Source organism: Methyloversatilis sp., assembly GCF_965284615.1.
Taxonomy (GTDB): domain Bacteria; phylum Pseudomonadota; class Gammaproteobacteria; order Burkholderiales; family Rhodocyclaceae; genus Methyloversatilis.
Genome location: NZ_OZ260098.1, coordinates 2,166,153 through 2,182,831, shown reverse-complemented (window position 1 = coordinate 2,182,831; position 16,679 = coordinate 2,166,153). Strand labels below are relative to the sequence as shown.

At 67.2% G+C, this 16,679-nt stretch carries 16 protein-coding genes; 6 read left to right on the top strand and 10 right to left on the bottom strand.

Annotation, left to right across the window (positions count from 1 at the left end; translation table 11 throughout):
* Window positions 1-20 precede the first annotated feature (20 nt).
* Both ACQ66H_RS10430 and ACQ66H_RS10425 read left to right on the top strand, forming a co-directional pair.
* Entirely contained in the window at window positions 21-1,226 is a 1,206-nt protein-coding gene (locus ACQ66H_RS10430) for a methyl-accepting chemotaxis protein (protein WP_430433962.1), read from the top strand.
* Window positions 1,220-2,113 carry a nitrate- and nitrite sensing domain-containing protein gene (locus tag ACQ66H_RS10425; protein ID WP_430433961.1) on the top strand — a complete coding sequence of 298 codons (894 nt, stop codon included), beginning with the start codon at window positions 1,220-1,222 and terminating at the stop codon, window positions 2,111-2,113. The genes ACQ66H_RS10430 and ACQ66H_RS10425 overlap by 7 nt, the downstream gene beginning before the upstream one ends.
* Before the next feature lie 268 nt (window positions 2,114-2,381).
* Here the strand turns inward: ACQ66H_RS10425 and radA are convergent, their stop codons facing one another.
* From radA to ACQ66H_RS10410, 3 genes are read right to left on the bottom strand one after another with little or no spacing between them, the layout of a single operon-like run.
* Window positions 2,382-3,743 (bottom strand): DNA repair protein RadA, encoded by a 1,362-nt coding sequence (radA, locus tag ACQ66H_RS10420; RefSeq protein WP_430433960.1) that lies wholly within the window; start codon window positions 3,741-3,743, stop codon window positions 2,382-2,384.
* 5 nt (window positions 3,744-3,748) lie between these two features.
* Window positions 3,749-4,909: an alanine racemase gene (alr, locus tag ACQ66H_RS10415; protein ID WP_430433959.1), complete on the bottom strand. Its 1,161-nt coding sequence runs from the start codon at window positions 4,907-4,909 to the stop codon at window positions 3,749-3,751.
* A 46-nt stretch (window positions 4,910-4,955) separates the two neighbouring features.
* Window positions 4,956-5,855 carry a LysR family transcriptional regulator gene (locus ACQ66H_RS10410; protein ID WP_304003641.1) on the bottom strand — a complete coding sequence of 300 codons (900 nt, stop codon included), beginning with the start codon at window positions 5,853-5,855 and terminating at the stop codon, window positions 4,956-4,958.
* Window positions 5,856-6,101: 246 nt separating this feature from the next.
* On the opposite strand from ACQ66H_RS10410, the gene lplT reads away from it, so the two are divergent.
* Window positions 6,102-7,367, top strand: a complete 1,266-nt coding sequence (lplT, locus tag ACQ66H_RS10405) for a lysophospholipid transporter LplT (RefSeq protein WP_430433958.1) — start codon at window positions 6,102-6,104, stop codon at window positions 7,365-7,367.
* Window positions 7,368-7,391: 24 nt separating this feature from the next.
* Here the strand turns inward: lplT and ACQ66H_RS10400 are convergent, their stop codons facing one another.
* From ACQ66H_RS10400 to tsaB, 4 genes are read right to left on the bottom strand one after another with little or no spacing between them, the layout of a single operon-like run.
* On the bottom strand, window positions 7,392-7,943 hold the full coding sequence (locus ACQ66H_RS10400; protein ID WP_430433957.1) for a glycine zipper domain-containing protein: 552 nt from the start codon (window positions 7,941-7,943) through the stop codon (window positions 7,392-7,394).
* A 56-nt stretch (window positions 7,944-7,999) separates the two neighbouring features.
* Window positions 8,000-8,776: a uracil-DNA glycosylase gene (locus ACQ66H_RS10395; RefSeq protein ID WP_430433956.1), complete on the bottom strand. Its 777-nt coding sequence runs from the start codon at window positions 8,774-8,776 to the stop codon at window positions 8,000-8,002.
* Between the two features lie 10 nt (window positions 8,777-8,786).
* Window positions 8,787-9,227 (bottom strand): ribosomal protein S18-alanine N-acetyltransferase, encoded by a 441-nt coding sequence (gene rimI / locus ACQ66H_RS10390; protein ID WP_430433955.1) that lies wholly within the window; start codon window positions 9,225-9,227, stop codon window positions 8,787-8,789.
* 47 nt (window positions 9,228-9,274) lie between these two features.
* Window positions 9,275-9,970 carry a tRNA (adenosine(37)-N6)-threonylcarbamoyltransferase complex dimerization subunit type 1 TsaB gene (tsaB, locus tag ACQ66H_RS10385; protein WP_430433954.1) on the bottom strand — a complete coding sequence of 232 codons (696 nt, stop codon included), beginning with the start codon at window positions 9,968-9,970 and terminating at the stop codon, window positions 9,275-9,277.
* 135 nt (window positions 9,971-10,105) lie between these two features.
* Here tsaB and ACQ66H_RS10380 point away from each other — a divergent pair, with 135 nt between their 5' ends.
* Window positions 10,106-11,674, top strand: coding sequence for a response regulator (locus ACQ66H_RS10380; RefSeq protein ID WP_430433953.1), 1,569 nt, complete (start codon window positions 10,106-10,108; stop codon window positions 11,672-11,674).
* A gap of 7 nt (window positions 11,675-11,681) precedes the next feature.
* Here the strand turns inward: ACQ66H_RS10380 and ACQ66H_RS10375 are convergent, their stop codons facing one another.
* Together ACQ66H_RS10375 and ACQ66H_RS10370 are read right to left on the bottom strand one after the other, a co-directional pair.
* On the bottom strand, window positions 11,682-12,719 hold the full coding sequence (locus ACQ66H_RS10375) for a DUF1501 domain-containing protein (protein WP_430433952.1): 1,038 nt from the start codon (window positions 12,717-12,719) through the stop codon (window positions 11,682-11,684).
* A 147-nt stretch (window positions 12,720-12,866) separates the two neighbouring features.
* A complete protein-coding gene (locus ACQ66H_RS10370; protein WP_425762031.1) occupies window positions 12,867-13,202 on the bottom strand; it encodes a hypothetical protein in 336 nt (111 codons plus the stop codon).
* 485 nt (window positions 13,203-13,687) lie between these two features.
* On the opposite strand from ACQ66H_RS10370, the gene ompR reads away from it, so the two are divergent.
* Window positions 13,688-14,416, top strand: coding sequence for a two-component system response regulator OmpR (gene ompR, locus ACQ66H_RS10365; protein ID WP_019918306.1), 729 nt, complete (start codon window positions 13,688-13,690; stop codon window positions 14,414-14,416).
* Between the two features lie 24 nt (window positions 14,417-14,440).
* A complete protein-coding gene (locus ACQ66H_RS10360; protein ID WP_430433951.1) occupies window positions 14,441-15,868 on the top strand; it encodes an ATP-binding protein in 1,428 nt (475 codons plus the stop codon).
* On the opposite strand, the gene ACQ66H_RS10355 is transcribed toward ACQ66H_RS10360, so the two are convergent.
* Window positions 15,865-16,635, bottom strand: coding sequence for a SapC family protein (locus ACQ66H_RS10355; RefSeq protein ID WP_304025987.1), 771 nt, complete (start codon window positions 16,633-16,635; stop codon window positions 15,865-15,867). The genes ACQ66H_RS10360 and ACQ66H_RS10355 overlap by 4 nt on opposite strands.
* Between the last annotated feature and the right edge of the window lie 44 nt (window positions 16,636-16,679).

The window sequence follows — 16,679 nt, the reverse complement described above, 5'->3', positions numbered from 1 at the left end:
GCTCTTGCATGAGCGCGATCATGAATACGCTCACGCTTCCAGACCCGACCGCGCAGGCCTCCGTCTCCGTCCGTCTGCGTCTCCCGCTGTTGACTTCGCTGCATGGCGCTTTTGCCATCGTGCTCGCCTTTGCCGCCGGCTGGCTCGCCAGCCTGTCAGGCTGGGCGGCGACCGCTGCGCTGCCAGCGCTGGTTGCAAGTGTGTTCTGCCTCGGACTGCAACGCCGACGCGAGGTGCGCGCCCAACAGGCCCTGACCCGCTTCGCCATGGCGCTCGAAAGCGGTGATTTGACGGCCCGCCTGCAGCCCGGCAGCATCGACGCCCCGGCGCTGCTGGAAAGCATGAACAGCATGGCGCGCTCGTTCGTCCGGCTGATGAATCGACTGTCGCGCGCGGTACGCGAGCTGGAGCACTCGGCGCGCGAGAGCAGCGCCAACGCCCAGGCCGGTGACAGCGGTGTGCGCTCGCAGCGCGAAGTCACCGTCGGGTCGGCTGCCACGCTTGAACAGCTGTTGACCAGTCTCGCCCTCAGTTCCGAACAGGCGGGCGACGCCGCCGCAATGGCGCGTGCCGCACACGAGGCCGCCGGCGACGGGATGCGTACCGGCAGACAGCTGGGCCATCGCATGGATGACATCGCCGCCGACATGCAGACGGCCGGTGAGCGCATGACCCGGCTCGACGCCTGCTCGATCGATATCGGCGGCATCGTCGGCACCATCGCCTCGATCGCCGAAAAGACCAATCTGCTGGCACTCAATGCTGCGATCGAGGCAGCGCGCGCCGGTGAGACCGGGCGCGGCTTCGCCGTGGTGGCCGACGAAGTGGGCAAGCTGGCCGGCCTGACCCGGCAGGCCACCGACGAAGTTCAGGCGCTGATCGAACGTCTGCAGGGTGAAGTATCGGCCGTCAGCCAGGCATTGCGCACCGCTGGCGACGAAGTCGCGCAGGGCGCGGCCGACACGGCCACGGTGCTCGCCGGCCTGCAGCACATCGCCGCCCAGATCGACACCACGCTGCACGCGGTGACCGAGATCGCCCAGGCCAGCATCGAACAGAGCCGCGCCGCCGAGGCGTTGGCGCGCGACGTCGAACAGGTCGCCGACCTTGCCGAACGGAACGAGCACCTGGTGCATGACAACCAGGAACTGTCGGGCTATCTCGAACAGATGGCCGGACAGCTCGGCGATACGCTCAAAACCTACCGCTTCGAGCCGACATGCTGAACGCGCTCTTCATTTCCACCGCGCTGATCGTGGCTTTGGCGCTGCTGTCCTGGCACCGCCGCAGAACGGCCTCGCTGACTGCGCATACTGCGCTGCGCGCGCTCGACGACTGTGCGCTGCTGTTGCAGCTGGTGCGCACGCTGCAACAGCACCGCGGCATGAGCGTCGCATGGCTGGCCGGTGATGCCAGCTTCGCCTCGCCGATGCGGCAACGGCAGCAGGAGATCGATCGCTGCATCGCGGCACTCGACGGCACCGTAAGCGCCGAAGAGGCGATGCCGCGCGCCTGCCTGACCCACAACGAACTGATGGTGTTCCGCTTCCAGTGGCGCGAGCTGATTGACCTCTTAGGCAATGGCGGGCTGCTGCCCGAACAGAGCCTGAGCCGCCATGGCCAACTGGTGTCGCGCGCGCTGGAGTGGCTGGACGCGCTGGGTGAAAGTCGGGTCGAACTGGGCGCGGCCGGTCGCGTCGATGCGGGCCGCGTACGCAATCACGTCGCGAGTCTGCCGGCGCTGGCCGAATACCTCGGTCAGGCCCGCGCCATCGGCACCGGCGTCGCGTCGCGCGGTCAGTGCGCGCCGGTGGCGCGCGTTCGCCTGATGTTCCTCGCCGCACGCATCGATGCGCTGGTCCGGCAGGCACTGGCTGCGGCCGACGGCAGCCGCGCCGCAATCGAGGCCGGACGCACTGTGGGCGGCATGATGACGACCTTGCGCCGCAATCTGCTGGGCGAGACAGGCGGTATCACCGCCCAGGCCTGGTTCGCCGAAGCGACCCGCGCCATCGACAGCGTGTATGCCTGGGTCGATGAATGTGGTGTCGAACTGAGGCGAGAACTGCAGGCGCCGACTCCGCTGCTGCAGGCCACCATGGCGGCGCACTGACCGCTTGTGCGCAGGGAGAGACCGCGGATTCGCCGGGAGTGCCTTCCTCCGTAGCTGATCACGCGTGCCAATTTTAGGCGAGGCTTTGGCCCGGCCATCGCCGCTGTCGGGGTCAGAAGACCCCTCCCACAGAACCTCGGCCAAGGCTCCGGCTGCGAGTCTGGCGCCCTCCCTGTGGGAGCGGCCTTGGCCGCGATGCGGCTGACGCAGACCGCCGGCTTCGTTTCAGGCATCCGTCGCGCTCAGCAGAGCGCTTCCACAAACCACGCTAATCCAGCTCGCGCAGCCGCGCGAATGCCTCTTCCAGCCGTTCCACGGGTATTACAGTCAGCCCCTCGATCGCCTGCTTCGGTGCATTGGCGCGCGGAATGAGCGCATGCGTGAAGCCGAGCTTGGCTGCCTCGCGCAGACGTTCCTGACCGCGCGGCGCGGGCCGGATTTCGCCGGCCAGACCGACTTCGCCGAAGGCGATCAGCTTGGCTGGCAGTGGCCGGTTCTTCAGCGAAGACACGATGGCCAGCAGCACCGCCAGGTCGCCTGCCGGCTCGCCGATCTTGACGCCGCCCACGGCGTTGACGAACACGTCTTGGTCAGCGCAGGTGACGCCTGCGTGCCGGTGCAGCACCGCCAGCAGCATGGCGAGGCGCGCGCTGTCGAGACCGACGGTGAGCCGGCGCGGATTGCCGTGCGCGCTATCGACCAGCGCCTGTATCTCGACCAGCAGCGGCCGCGTGCCTTCCTGCGTCACCAGCACGCAGGAACCGGGCACCGGCTGAGCGTGCTGCGACAGGAACAGCGCCGACGGATTCGACACGCCGCGCAGCCCGCGCTCGGTCATCGCGAACACGCCCAGTTCATTGACCGCGCCGTAGCGGTTCTTGAAGGCGCGGACCAGGCGGAAGCTCGATCCGGTCTCGCCTTCGAAATAGAGCACGGTATCGACGATGTGTTCGAGCACGCGCGGCCCCGCCAGCGTGCCTTCCTTGGTCACGTGGCCGACCAGGATGAGGCTGTGCCCGGCCTGTTTGGCCGCACGCGTGAGCTGGGCCGCGCATTCGCGCACCTGGGCGACCGAACCGGGCGCCGACGTGAGCTGTTCGGAATAGACGGTCTGGATCGAGTCGATCACTACCACGCGCGGTCGCGTATCGTTCAGCGCGGCGCCGATCTTTTCCAGATTGATTTCGGCCAGCAGCTGCATGCCGGCCGGGTCGAGCGCCAGCCGCTGCGCGCGCAGCGCCACTTGTTCACCCGATTCCTCGCCGGTCACGTAGAGCGCCGGTACGCGCGGCGCGAGTTGGGCCAGCGCCTGCAGCAGCAGCGTCAACTTGCCGATGCCCGGGTCACCACCGATCAGCACCACGCCGCCCGGTACCAGGCCGCCGCCCAGCACACGATCGAACTCGTCGAGCCCGGTGGGCAGCCGCGGCTCTTCGCGCGGCCGGATGTCGGCCAGCGCCTGAACTTTCGCGGTGCCGGCGAGCGAGGCGAAGCGGTGCGCGCCGGTGCCCTGCTCCGGCACCGTTTCGACCAGTGAATTCCAGGCCTTGCAGTCGGCGCACTGGCCGGCCCACTTCGGGCTGACCGCGCCGCATTCATTGCAGACGTAACTGGTTTTGGGCTTTGCCATCGAGGTCAGCGGGCGAGCGCGACGGTCGGCTGCGGCTCGTTCAGTTCGGCCGTACCGATCTCGACCGCCGGCACGCGCAGGGCCAGCGCGCACACCAGCTCGTAATTGACGGTGCCCGCGCGCAGGGCGACTTCGTCCAGCGATACGTGCTCGCCCCACAGTTCGACCACGCTGCCGAGGCCGGCTTGCGGGATGTCGGTCAGGTTGACGGCGATCATGTCCATCGACACCCGGCCGACCAGCCGGCTGCGCACACCATCGACCGCCACCGGCGTGCCGCTCGGCGCGTGACGCGGGTAGCCGTCGGCGTAGCCGCAGGCCACGGTGCCGACGCGCATCAAACGCTCGGCCGTGAACATGCCGCCGTAGCCGACACGATCGCCCGGTTGCAGGTGCTGCACCGCGATGACCCGCGCCTCGAAGCGCATGACCGGCTTCAGGCCGATGTCGGCTGCCGTGGCGTGGGCCGTGGCCGGACTGGCGCCGTACAGCAGGATGCCGGGGCGCACCCAGTCGGCGTGCGTCTGCGGGAAGCGCAGCAAGGCGGCGGAGTTTGCCATCGACACCGGACCGTCGAACTGGGCGGCCAGCGGTGCGAAACGCGCGAACTGGGCATCGACACCGCGCTCGCCGTCGGCGTCGGCAAAATGGGTCATCAGGCCGATCTGCCCCGCGTGCGGCCAGGCGCGCAGGCGCGCCAGCGCGGCCGGCACCTGGGCCGGCGTAATGCCGAGCCGGTTCATGCCGGTGTTGACCTTCAGAAAGAGCGGAATGCGCGCGCCGGTCGGCAGTTGCGCCGATTCGAGCCAGTCGAGTTGCTCCAGCGTGTGCACCACGGTGGACAACTTGCGCGCCGCGATCTCCGGCAGGTCCTTGGCGCCGAAGAAACCTTCGAGCAGCAGGATGGGCTGCACGATGCCCGCTTCGCGCAGGCGGACGGCGTCCTCGAGGTCGAGCAGCGCGAAGCCGTCGGCCAGCGTCGCCAGGCCGCGCGCGATGCGCATGATGCCGTGACCGTAGGCGTTGGCCTTGATCACGGCCCACATCTTGGCGCCGCCGGCAAGTTCGCGCGTACGCAGGTAGTTGTGGCGCAGCGCATCGAAATCGATGCAGGCGTGGATGGGACGGAAAAGCGGAAAGGGTTCGGTGTAGTGCGGGCGCGACATGAGGGGCGTTCGGCGGGAACTGCGAGCTGCGAAGCCCCGGATTGTACTATCGGCGCTGCGACAGCCGGGTTGCCGCGAACTCGCCGAACTGTTTCGCCATATAAGTACGGAAGCGTTCCGACGGGTACAGCAGCGTCATGTGCCGTACCAGCCGCGGGCGCAGCGGCACCGCCACCAGCAGTCCGAGACTGGTTTCGTGGCGGATGGCGGCCTGCGACAGGATGGCGTAGGCCAGTCCGCGCTCGAGCACGCCCTTGACCGAGGACAGGCGGTCCAGCTCGAACGCCAGTGGCAGCTTGGCCGGATCGACGCCGCCGCGCGACAGGTAGTTCTCGAGCAGCGCACGTACGCTGCCCGCGTCGCGCCCGGCACAGGGGTGCAGCAGCAGGTGTTCGGGCGTCACTTCCTTCAGCTTGGCGAGCGGGAAGTCGGGCGAACAGACGACCACCAGCTCGTCCTCGGCACAGGGTTCGACCATCACCTGCGAGCCGCCGCGCCCAAGGCCTTCGACGATACCGATGTCGAGCACGCGCTGGTCCACCATGTCCTCGATCACATCAGGGTTGTCGACGGTCAGGCGCGGCACCACGTTCGGATGGGCGATGCGGAATTCGGCCAGCACCGGCGGCAGATGGTATTCGGCGACGGTGGGCGTGGCGCCGATCAGCAGGTGGCCGCGCAGGTCGGTGGCCATCGCCTGCAGTTCGTTCTCGAGATTGGCGAAGAGGTCGAGGATACGGTCGGCGTAGTCCTTCACCTTGACGCCTTCGGGCGTCAGCGACACGCGGCCGTGGGCGCGCTCGAACAGCCGGGTGCCGAAATGCTCCTCCAGCTGCTTGATCTGGAAAGTGACCGCAGGCTGGGTCATCTGCAACAGTTCCGCCGCGCGCGTGAACGACATCTGGCTCGCTGCTGCGTGAAAGACTTCCAGCCTTCTATCGGGCATTTTTCCCTCTATATAAGTGACGCCTGCCCTCGTGGTTATAGACCAAGTCGGGGTCGGCGGGTAAACCAAAATGCGTCAGTGGACGCGAAGCGACAGCAGCGCTACGGATGCCGAAATCGTGTTGCGGCGCGACAGGATACGCTTTGTGACACGAAGCGCGGGGGCGGCAAAGGCGTCAAGGGGTTCATGGTATAAAGGCGCACTTTTTTCGCCCGGCCGGCGGCCCGATCCGGCTGCAGACGTTCGATGCCTTTCGGCTTCTACATCATCATGGCGGCGCAGTTCTTCTCTGCGCTCGCCGACAATGCCCTGCTGGTCGTTGCCATCTATCTGCTGAAGGACATGCAGGCGCCGGGCTGGCAGATTCCGCTGCTCAAGCTGTTCTTCACCATTTCCTATGTGGCGCTGGCCGCGTTCGTCGGCGCCTTCGCCGACTCGATGCCAAAGCGGCGGGTCATGTTCATCAGCAACATGATCAAGGTGGGCGGCTGTGCGCTGATGTTCGGCTGGGTGCACCCGCTGTTCGCCTACGCCGTCGTCGGGCTTGGCGCGGCCGCCTATTCGCCGGCCAAGTACGGCATCCTGACCGAGTACCTGCCGCACCGTCTGCTGGTCGTCGCCAACGGCTGGATCGAAGGCCTGACGGTCGGCGCCATCATCCTCGGCGTGCTGATGGGCGGTCTGCTGATCGATCCGTCACTGAGCGCGCGCCTGCTTGCCATTGACCTGCCGCTGATCGACACCGGTCTGGACACCACGGTAGAGGTCAGTCTGATCATCGTCGGCGGACTGTACGCACTTGCAGCATTCTTCAACCTCTACATTCCGGACACCGGCGTACCGATGAAGCCGCTCCACGCCAGCCCGGTCGCACTGCTCGTCAACTTCAGCCGCTGTTTCACCGGTCTGTGGCGGGACAAGCTGGGGCAGATTTCGCTGGCGGTCACCACGCTGTTCTGGGGAGCGGGCGCCACGCTGCAGTTCATCGTGATCGACTGGGCCGACCGCGCACTCGGCATGGGTCTGTCCCAGGCATCCAAGCTGCAGGGCGTGGTGGCGGTGGGCATTGCCATCGGCGCGGTGATGGCGGCGCGCCGCATTTCCCTCCGCGCCTCGGTGCGGGTGATTCCGCTCGGTATCGCGATGGGCGTACTGGTGCCGCTGATGGTGCTGGTGAGCAATCTTTGGCTGGCGGTACCGCTGCTGGTGCTGATCGGCGCCTGTGCGGGTTTCTTCGTGGTGCCGATGAATGCGCTGCTGCAGCACCGCGGTCACATGCTGATGGGTGCCGGCAATTCGATCGCCGTGCAGAACTTCAACGAAAACCTGTCCATCCTGATCATGACCGGGCTTTACGCCGCCCTGCTGGCGGCCGGCCTGTCGGTCTATATCGTCATGATCCTGTTCGGCGCGTTCGTCGCGGCGACCATGTACGCGGTGCGCAAATGGCACCACGCGAATCAACGACGGCACGACGACGTCGCGCAACTGGACGACGGCGCGATCCACTGAGCGTCGCCGTCCGCTGCACCTCGGTCAGCCGCGCGGCACCCAGGCACCGTCGTCACGACGACAGGCCGTCCCTTTCGACGTATCGCTGCGACCGTTTGCCTCGCCGCGCAGCGTGTAGCTGCGACAGCCCTCCCCGCTTGCCTTGCCCGGCGTCAGCGTGTAACTGACGCCTTCCGACAGCCAGCGCACCGGCTTGCCGTTGTCGGCCAGTTCGAGTGCGTGACCGATGCAGGCGCGGTCCGCCTCGTCGAGGTCACGACCGATGCGGGCACCGATCAGCGCGCCTATCGTGGTGCCGAGGACGATGGCAACGAGGCGGCTGTCCCGGTCCGATACCGCCGAGCCGACCAGACCACCCACCGTCCCGCCAAGTGCTGCGCCGACCGCTTCGCGGTTGCAACGGCCGGAGCGGATACCGTAGTCGTCGTTCCACTTGTAGCCGGTATAACCGACGTAGTGCGGATCGTTCTTCTTGCGCCAGCCGTGCGCCGGCGCATGGGCTGGCGGCTGGGCAAGAATCGGCGCTGCAAACGCGGTCAGACTGAGGGCGATTGCGAAGTGTCTAAGGGTATACACGTGGGGACTCCGGATGAAAGTGGCGCGATGCTAGCGCCGGCCTGATACCGACGCTGTCAGACGACGCTGGCACGCGCGAAGCACAGATCCTCCCAGGCCCGCGCCTTGTCCTGCGGGTTACGCAGCAGATAGGCCGGATGGTAGGTCACCACCACCGGCACGCCCTTGCGCTCGAACAGACGGCCACGCGCAGCGGCAATCTTGATCTCGCCGCCGAGCAGTGTCTGTGCGGCAGGCCGGCCGAGCGCGACAATGATGCGCGGCCGGATCAGTTCGATCTGGCGATCCAGATAAGGGTGACAGGTCGCGATCTCGTCCGCCTCGGGTGTGCGATTGCCGGGCGGCCGGCATTTCACCGCGTTGGCGATGTAGACCTTGTGGCCGCGCGCCAGCCCGAGTGAGGCCAGCATCGCATCGAGCAGCTTGCCAGCCTGGCCAACGAAGGGCTCGCCGCGCGCGTCCTCTTCCGCGCCCGGCCCCTCGCCGACGAACAGCCAGTCGGCTTCGCGGTCGCCCACGCCGGGCACCGCCTGCGTGCGACGCTCGCTCAGGCGGCAGGCCTGGCAGGCGCGGATGCGCTGTTCCAGTTCGTCCCAACCCAGCCCCTCGGCCGACACACTGGCGGACGGTGCGGCGACCGGCGTCACCAAGGGCGTGACAGGTCGCGCGGGTGCAGCGTCAACGCGCACCGGAGCGGCTGGCGGCGGCGCCTCGACCGGTGCCTGAGCGTTCGGCAGTGCCTCCACCGCGGTCAGCTGCGGCGACGGCGAAGCGCGATCGCGCCACAGCGGTGCGATGCCCATTTCGCGCAGCATCGAATCGCGGCGGCTCATCGCGGTGACCTCATTGCATCCATGTGTCGTCCAGTTCTGCGCTCATCACGATGGCATCCTCACGACCGTCCAGCGCCGGGTAATAGCGTGGGCGCCGCCCTATCGGCTGAAAGCCGGTGCGCTCGTACAACGCACGCGCGGCCACGTTGGACGGCCTGACTTCGAGAAACATGCGTGCCGCACCATGGTTCATCGCCTCGCGGCCAAGGTGAGCGAGCAGTCGCCGACCGAGCCCGTGGCACTGATATTCGCGTGCCACGCTGAGATTCAGCAAATGGGCCTCGTCGAGCACGCACATCATGACCGCGTAGCCCGCCATCGAACGCCCCTGCCACATGACGCGGCAGCAGTAGCCGGCGCTCAGGGAGTCGGCGAAATTGACGCGCGTCCATGGGAAATCGAACAGCGTGCGCTCGATACGCGCCACCTCGTCGAGGTCTTCGTCGCGCATCGGCGCGAACGACGTAACCGTACCGAAGCTGACGCCCGCCGCCGCCATCAAGCGCGGCCTCCCGCGGCCAGTCGTTCGGCCGTGGTCTGCGCCACCTTGTCGCGCACGTACAGCGGCGCCGCCAGCGCTGCATCGACGGACAAGCCCGCGGCCAGCCGGATCGCCCCGAGCCGGGCGATATCGCGCGCATGCACCGCGGCGGTGGCATCGATCGAGGCGAGATCCGCCGTCCACGCCAGTTGAGCAAGCGGCGCCAGTGCGAAACCGCTGCCGCAACCGTTCCAGTGCGCCGGGCCATCCGGCGGTGGCGGCAGGCTGTCGGGTGGTCCGACCCGGATGTCGGTGCGCGCCTCGACCTGCCCGCCCCGCACCTCGCAGGCCACGCTATAGACCTCGCTCATGCGCGCATCGACGCAACACAGATGCAGCCCGTCACCCCGTCCCAGCGCGAGCGCATCGAGCGTCGGCACCGACACCAGCGGCAGCCCGGCGCCGAGCGCCAGTCCTTGCGCCACCGACACGGCCAGCCGCAGGCCGGTGAAACTGCCCGGGCCGGCGCTGAATGCGATCGCATCGAGCTGGTTCAGCGTCAGGCCTGCCTCGTCCAGCAGTTCGCCCACCCAGCCGAGGATGAACTGCGCGTGCGTGCCCGGTGTTCCGCCCTCCCTCGACAACATGCGGTCATCGAGGCGCAGCGCGACGGAGGCGATTTCAGCGGACGTTTCGAGAGCAAGCAGCTTCATGCAGTGCAGCAACTGGGGGCAAAGGCGAATTGTAGGGGCTTCTGTTGCCTGCGGCGCGGGCGGATACTTCAAGTTCGCCGCGGGTACCGCCGTTACACATGACTGTGCCCCAGAGTCCGGAGTCCGTCACACCTCATGTTCCTGCCGACCGAAGTCCTCGACAAGATGCGCGTGGTCATCGCCGACGCGAATCAGGTCGTGCGTACCTGGGTGCGCACGCAGCTGTCGCAGGCGGGCGTCAAGCACGTGGGCATGGCCGGCAGCTCGGCCGACCTGCTGCGGCAATGCTCGGCAGCTACGCCCGACGTCGTGCTGTGTGACTACAACTTCGGTGAGAAGCAGGACGGATTGCGGGTGCTCGAAGAATTGCGACTGAACGACATCCTGCCGCTGTCCTCCGTCTTCATGATCGTGACCGGAGAGCGCGTCCGCAAGCGCGTCGTCGCGGCCGCAGAATTTGCCCCCGACGACTACCTGCTCAAGCCCTTCACGTCCGGTCAGCTCGGCGAACGTCTGGTCAAGGCGGTCGAAAAGAAGCACGCGCTGAAGTCGATCTACGAACAGATGGCGGCGCGCAATCTCGAAGCACTGATAGAAGAGTGCGACAAGGTGCTCGCCAATCAGCCACGCTACTCGATGGACGCGCTGCGCATCCGGGCCGAAGCCTTGATCGCCCTGGGTCGCCTCGACGAAGCCACCGAGATCTACAAGGCGGTGATGGCCCGCAACACCGTGCCCTGGGCGCGCATCGGTTATGCGATGGTGCTGCGCGAACGTGGCGACGTGGCGGAAGCCGCACGCCACGCGGCCGAGATCAACGAGGAATTTCCCGAGTTCATGGGCGTGTACGACTTCCTCGGCGAACTGCACGAACGCAATGGCGAACTCGAACAGGCGCGTACCTATTACGAGCGCGCTGACTCGATCGCGCCGGACAATCTCCGCCGGCTGCGCAGCATCGGCGAGATCTGTCTCGAGTCCGGTGAAGTCGAGCGCGCGGCAAGCGTGATGCGCCGCGTGGTCGAGCGGACCGAGGGGACGTCACTGGCCAGCGCCGAGGACCATCTGACGCTGATCAAGAGCCTGATCGAACTGCCCGACGCGGCTGAGGAACTGAATGCCCGCTTCGAAACGATGCGCGGTCTGCTCGGCGGCAGCGAAACGGCGGCAGTGCTGTCGGACGTGGTCGAGGCGCGCATGCTGTCGCAGCGCGGCGACGAGGGCGGCGCGCGCGAAGCGATCAACCGTGCGCTGCAGACGCACGCGCGCCTCAGCAAACCGGACACGCTGGCGACCAGCGAACTGGCCGAAGCCTGTTTCGCCACCAACAACGAGGAAGCCGCAGCCGGTCTGGTCAACAAGATCGAAGCCGCCGGCGGTACGGTATCGAACCGCCTGAAACGCCAGAACGCGCGCTCGGCCCGCGAGCGGGCTCAGGCGGCCGCGGCAAATCTGGCCGAGGAAAGCGCAGCCGGCCCCGACCTCGACCACGTTGACGCCGAACTGGCTCGACTGGCCGAACTGATCAGACAGCTCGACCCGCACTGGGACGACGCTTTGGCCGAGGACGCGCGCAATATCCTGATCGACGTGTTCACGCTCGCCCCGCGCGAGCGCCGCGTGATCGACGCGCACATCCAGTACAACCGCGTTGCGCAGAAGCACGGCTACGACCGGCACAAGCCGACCGCCCGCGCCGTCTGATCGCGCCTCAGGCGTGCAGCAATCCGTGCAGCGGCGGCGTCGTCGCCAAGGCGGCAACCGGGCTTACACCGAGCCAGTCGCGCGCGATCGATGCATAGACCGACCTGAAATCGACCGCCGGCACGAAGGCGCCGCGTTCATCGAGCACATCGAAGCTCAATGCGCGGCCATGCAGTCCGCCGACGACGCGACCGCCGGTGAGCAGCTGGATGCCGGCATTGCCGTGGTCGGTGCCGGCGCTCAGATTTTCGTGCGCCAGTCGCCCGAACTCGCTGCGCGTGAGGACCAGCGTATCGCGCCAGCGCCCCATCGCGCTCAGTGCGCTGCGCAGCGCCGTCATAGACGCGGCGAGCGAAGCCAGCAAAGGGGCGTGGGCCGAAGGCTGGTTCTCGTGCGTATCGAAGCCATCGAGGGCCACCCGCACCACCGCGGCATCCGAGCCCGACAGCAGTTCGGCGCAGGCCTGCGCCAGGGCGCATCCGAGCATGTCCTGCGGAAAGCCGAAGCGCCCGGCAACATTCTCCGGATACTCGTCGGCCAGTCGGCGGCACCGCGGCAAGCCGTGTACAGGTCCCGGCAGGTCGGACGACACCGTCAAGGCCTGCGTCGCCGCGTGGCGGACGCCGTCATGCAGCGACAGGCAGCGCGCCAGCCAGCCGGTCTGCAGCGGCGCGTCTTCGAGCAGGGCGCTGTCGAGAATTTCGGTCGCACGATGGTGCGACACGCTGCCGCCGGTACAGCCCACGCCCTGCACCAGCGCAAGCTCGCCGGCATCCCACAACGGCATCAGCGGACGCAGTGACGGATGCAGGGCCTGACCCGGTGCGATCGGCAGCACCGTGCGCCGGTCGAGTGCAATGGTCGGACGGGCGCGGTAGTAGGCGGGGTCGGCGTGCGGTGCCAGCGTATTCAGCGCGTCGTTGCCGCCGACCAGATCGATCAGGAACAGAAGTCGTGGAGCGGGCGCAGGTTCGCTTGCGCGAAGTTCGCTGGCCAGCGCCAGCGAGGCGCTTCCGGCGGTCAGCAGAAAATGCCTACGGTCCATTCAGGCTCCCGAAAACAAAAGACCTGCCCCTGGGGGCAGGTCGCAATGCCGCTGCGCGGCAACCCACGGAGAGGAGGTGTGGGCCGAAAACTGCTGTAGCGGACAACGGGCGAAACTGGGAAAAGCGAAGCGGGAGGCCGAAGCCGTTCACGGCCGAGGTGCGTCGCGGTAGAGCTCGCGGGCCGCATCGCGGATGTCGCGTCGCAACTGGCGACGTTCTTCAGGCGTCATCCGGTTTCCGCGCTGGTCGCCGAAGTCGAGACGCCGGACCGGGCTGGCTTCCTCGTCGAAACGGCGCATCGGCTGCAGCGTCGCCCCCGCCGGAATCACGCGCTCGAAGCGCTGCGGCTCGACGAAATCCCGACGCGCGCCCGCTTCACCCGGGCCTGCCAATGCCGGTGCCGATGCGAACAACACCGCACCCACACAGGACCCGGCAAGGATGCCGTACAGTCGCGAGCCGGCAAGGTCAGCACACTTCATCCGATTACGCTCCTCAAATCGCTAGTGTTCAACAGTCTCCAGAAGGCCGGCCGCGCCAGCCAACTGTGCGCCGTCGCCCGGATTGTAGAGGTAGCGACTGGAGCGGTGTAGCGCGTACTGCAGCAGCAGGTGCGAATCCGCAACACTGTCGCCAGCCGTCTCCGGTCTGTCGATCGCGGGGGCGGCTGCCTGAACGGCCGGCCCCACCCCTTCCGACGGCGTCTGTACAGCTGGCACAACCGCTGCCATGACGAAGGCCGGTACAGCGCAAAGCACTGCAATGCCCATCAGTCTGCGTTTGCTCACCCCGTTGTCCCCCCTGAAGCCCTGCGTCAATTACCTTGGACTCCATGCTGTGCAGCGGCTGTAAGCCTTATGTGTGGCGGCGGCAGGGCTTTGTAAGCGCGGGTAACGACCTTCTCGATGCGTTACATCCGCTCACGGCGCAATTGAATTGCGCCAATGCGCTCGGGTAGCATCGGTCCATGGAAGAAAAAAAACGCAAGATACTCGTCGTCGATGACGACGCCCGCCTGCGCGCGCTACTCGAACGCTACCTCGGCGAACAGGGCTTCACGGTCAAGGCGGTAGCCGACAGCACGCAGATGGACCGCGCGCTGGCCCGCGAGCTTTACGACCTGATGGTGCTCGACCTGATGCTGCCGGGCGAGGACGGACTGGCCATCTGCCGACGGCTGCGCGCTCAGGACAACACGATTCCGGTGGTCATGCTGACCGCCAAGGGTGACGAGGTCGATCGCATCGTCGGCCTCGAAATGGGCGCCGACGACTACCTGCCCAAGCCCTTCAACCCGCGGGAACTGGTCGCCCGCATCAACGCGGTACTGCGCCGTCAGGCGCCGAAACCGCCGCCGGGCGCGCCGACTCTGGACGAACGTGTGGTGCGCTTCGGCCAGGTCGAGGTCAATCTGGCCGCACGTACGCTCACCCGCAACGGACAGGAGCAGGTGCTGACGACGGGCGAGTTCTCGCTGCTGCGCGTACTGCTCGAATCGCCGCGCGTGCCGCTGTCGCGCGACAAGCTGATGGAACTGGCGCGCGGCCGTGAGTACGACGCCTTCGACCGCTCGATCGACGTGCAGATGTCGCGTCTGCGCAAGCTGGTCGAGGACGATCCGGCCAAGCCGCGGTATCTGCAGACGGTATGGGGCTTCGGTTACGTGTTCGTGCCTGACGGCACCCGCCATGGCTGACGCCCGCCCCGGGCACGCGCCGAAGTGGTAAAGCGGGCACGTCGGCGCGGCAGCCTGACGCGCTGGACCGGACAGAATCTGAGTCGCCCGCTGCGTCGCTTCACGCTGCTGCCGCGTTCGCTGCTTGCGCGCACCTTCCTGCTGCTGGCCGGTCTGCTCACCGCGTCGGTGCTGGCCTGGTCCGGCATCTACAGCTGGCTTGAACAGGGGCCGCGCGCTCAGCAGGCGGCGCAGATCGTCATCAGCGTGATCAACCTGACCCGCGCCTCGCTGGTCAGCGCCGATCCGCAGCGCCGGCTCGAACTGCTCACCGAACTGTCGATGCGCGAGGGCCTGCGCATCTATCCCGACGGCGACATTCCAGGCTTCCAGCCGGTCAAGGGCGACAGCACGCTGCTCGCCATCGAACAGGAACTGCGCAAGCGGCTCGATCCGCGCACGCGCATCGTCGTCACCAAGGGTCTGCAGAGCGGACTGTTCGTCAGCTTCAGCATTGCCGACGAAGAAGGCGTTGACGACTACTGGCTCATGCTGCCGCGCAACCGCATCGAACGCCCGCTGGCGCTGGAGGTGATCGGCTGGGGCACGGCTGCCCTGCTGCTCGCGCTGGGCGGCGCCTATCTGATCGTGCAGCGGGTAACGCGGCCGCTGGCGGCGATGAAGCGCGCCGCACGGGCCATCGGGCGCGGCGAGCGCCCTGCCCCGCTGGCCGAATGCGGCGCCGAGGAATTGGCCGAAGTGGCGCACGCCTTCAACCAGATGGCGGACGACATCGCCCGCAACGAGGACGAGCGCGCACTGATCCTGGCCGGCATCTCACACGATCTGCGCACGCCGCTGACCCGTCTGCGGCTCGACATGGAACTGGCGGGGCTGGACCCCGAAACCGTGCGCGACATGAGCGCCGACATCGACGACATGGACAAGATCATCGGCCAGTTCCTCGATTTCGCGCGCATCACCACCGGCGAGGAGCCGATCGACGGCGATCTGGCCAGTCTGGTGCTGGAAGCGGCGCAAGCCTACGCGCGCCACGACAAGCCGGTCAGTACCGGCCACATCGATCCGCTGCCGGCAATGCGCTTTCGCCCGCTGGCGATCCGCCGCTGCCTGAACAACCTGATCGACAATGCGCTGCGCCACGCCGGCGAAGACCAGCCGATAGAGCTGAACTGCAGTCTGGATGGCAACGAGGTCAGGATAGACGTGAGCGACCGCGGACCAGGTATTCCGCCTGAGCATGTCGAGCGGCTGAAGCGCCCGTTCACCCGGCTCGACAACGCTCGCACCGGCCAGAGCGGCGCCGGGCTGGGGCTGGCCATCGTTGAGCGCACGATGCGCGCGCACGGCGGGCGCTTCGACCTGCTGCCGCGCGAGGGCGGTGGGCTGATCGCCCGCCTGACCCTGCCGGTGACGGCAAACGCGGCAAACGCGGCAAGCGCGAAAAGCTAGTGCTTGGTCGCTTCTGCCGCCTCGGCGGTCGCCGGCGCGTCGGCCGCGCCGCGCGCTGCGGTGCGGTCGAGCAGGATGCGCAGGTGGCCGAGAGACAGCAGTTGCGCATAGACCAGCCCCATCCAGCCACGACGGAACAGATCGACGGCCGCTGCCGCCGAAAGTGCCTGCAGCTTGGCTTCGTCGATCACCCACAGGCCGTCGAGGCGGAACTTGCGACCGTCGTTGAGCTCGGCCATCGCACTCATCTCGTTGAGCAGGCCGAGCTGCTCGACCTCACGGCAGAACTCGGCGGTACGCTGCGCCTCGTTCTGATAGCCCTGCACGAAGGCGAGCGCATTCTTCAGGAAATCGGTTTCGGCACCGTTCTCGTCGAACAGGCGTTCGCCCTCTTCGGTGTTGAAGCCGGGGAACTTGTCGTCCATGCACACCAGAAGTTTGTCCGGCGCGTTGTTGTCCTGCACCGCGACGAAGGGGTAGCGGCGCACGAAGGCCGGTACGTAGCGTGCGTCCCATTTGCCTTCCGGCGTGACATAGAGGTTTTCAGCGTCGCGCAGGCCGAGCAGCGCGACCGGTACCAGGCCGCCGGGCAGGCGGGCGAACACGATGGGGTATTCGCGGGCGACGTCGCCGAACTCGACCAGGGCCAGCGGGACGCAATTGGTTTCCGCCGCGAACTTCAGGTTGTCCTGAGGCTTCAGGCGCAGGTCGCGGTGGGTGTCGCGGTTCAGCACGACCACGTTGTCGTAGAAAAGCAGGGTTTTCATGGCAGTCCTCGGTTCGGCTCGGGTCATGTAGGCGACGCGCAGCG

Bases quoted from the DNA above. Each gene is read 5' to 3' on its own strand.
- ACQ66H_RS10430 (WP_430433962.1), top strand. From the start codon at position 21: ATGAATACGCTCACGCTTCCAGACCCGACCGCGCAGGCCTCCGTCTCC.
- ACQ66H_RS10425 (WP_430433961.1), top strand. From the start codon at position 1,220: ATGCTGAACGCGCTCTTCATTTCCACCGCGCTGATCGTGGCTTTGGCG.
- radA (WP_430433960.1), bottom strand. From the start codon at position 3,743: ATGGCAAAGCCCAAAACCAGTTACGTCTGCAATGAATGCGGCGCGGTC.
- alr (WP_430433959.1), bottom strand. From the start codon at position 4,909: ATGTCGCGCCCGCACTACACCGAACCCTTTCCGCTTTTCCGTCCCATC.
- ACQ66H_RS10410 (WP_304003641.1), bottom strand. From the start codon at position 5,855: ATGCCCGATAGAAGGCTGGAAGTCTTTCACGCAGCAGCGAGCCAGATG.
- lplT (WP_430433958.1), top strand. From the start codon at position 6,102: ATGCCTTTCGGCTTCTACATCATCATGGCGGCGCAGTTCTTCTCTGCG.
- ACQ66H_RS10395 (WP_430433956.1), bottom strand. From the start codon at position 8,776: ATGAGCCGCCGCGATTCGATGCTGCGCGAAATGGGCATCGCACCGCTG.
- rimI (WP_430433955.1), bottom strand. From the start codon at position 9,227: ATGCGCGACGAAGACCTCGACGAGGTGGCGCGTATCGAGCGCACGCTG.
- tsaB (WP_430433954.1), bottom strand. From the start codon at position 9,970: ATGAAGCTGCTTGCTCTCGAAACGTCCGCTGAAATCGCCTCCGTCGCG.
- ACQ66H_RS10380 (WP_430433953.1), top strand. From the start codon at position 10,106: ATGTTCCTGCCGACCGAAGTCCTCGACAAGATGCGCGTGGTCATCGCC.
- ACQ66H_RS10375 (WP_430433952.1), bottom strand. From the start codon at position 12,719: ATGGACCGTAGGCATTTTCTGCTGACCGCCGGAAGCGCCTCGCTGGCG.
- ACQ66H_RS10370 (WP_425762031.1), bottom strand. From the start codon at position 13,202: ATGAAGTGTGCTGACCTTGCCGGCTCGCGACTGTACGGCATCCTTGCC.
- ompR (WP_019918306.1), top strand. From the start codon at position 13,688: ATGGAAGAAAAAAAACGCAAGATACTCGTCGTCGATGACGACGCCCGC.
- ACQ66H_RS10355 (WP_304025987.1), bottom strand. From the start codon at position 16,635: ATGAAAACCCTGCTTTTCTACGACAACGTGGTCGTGCTGAACCGCGAC.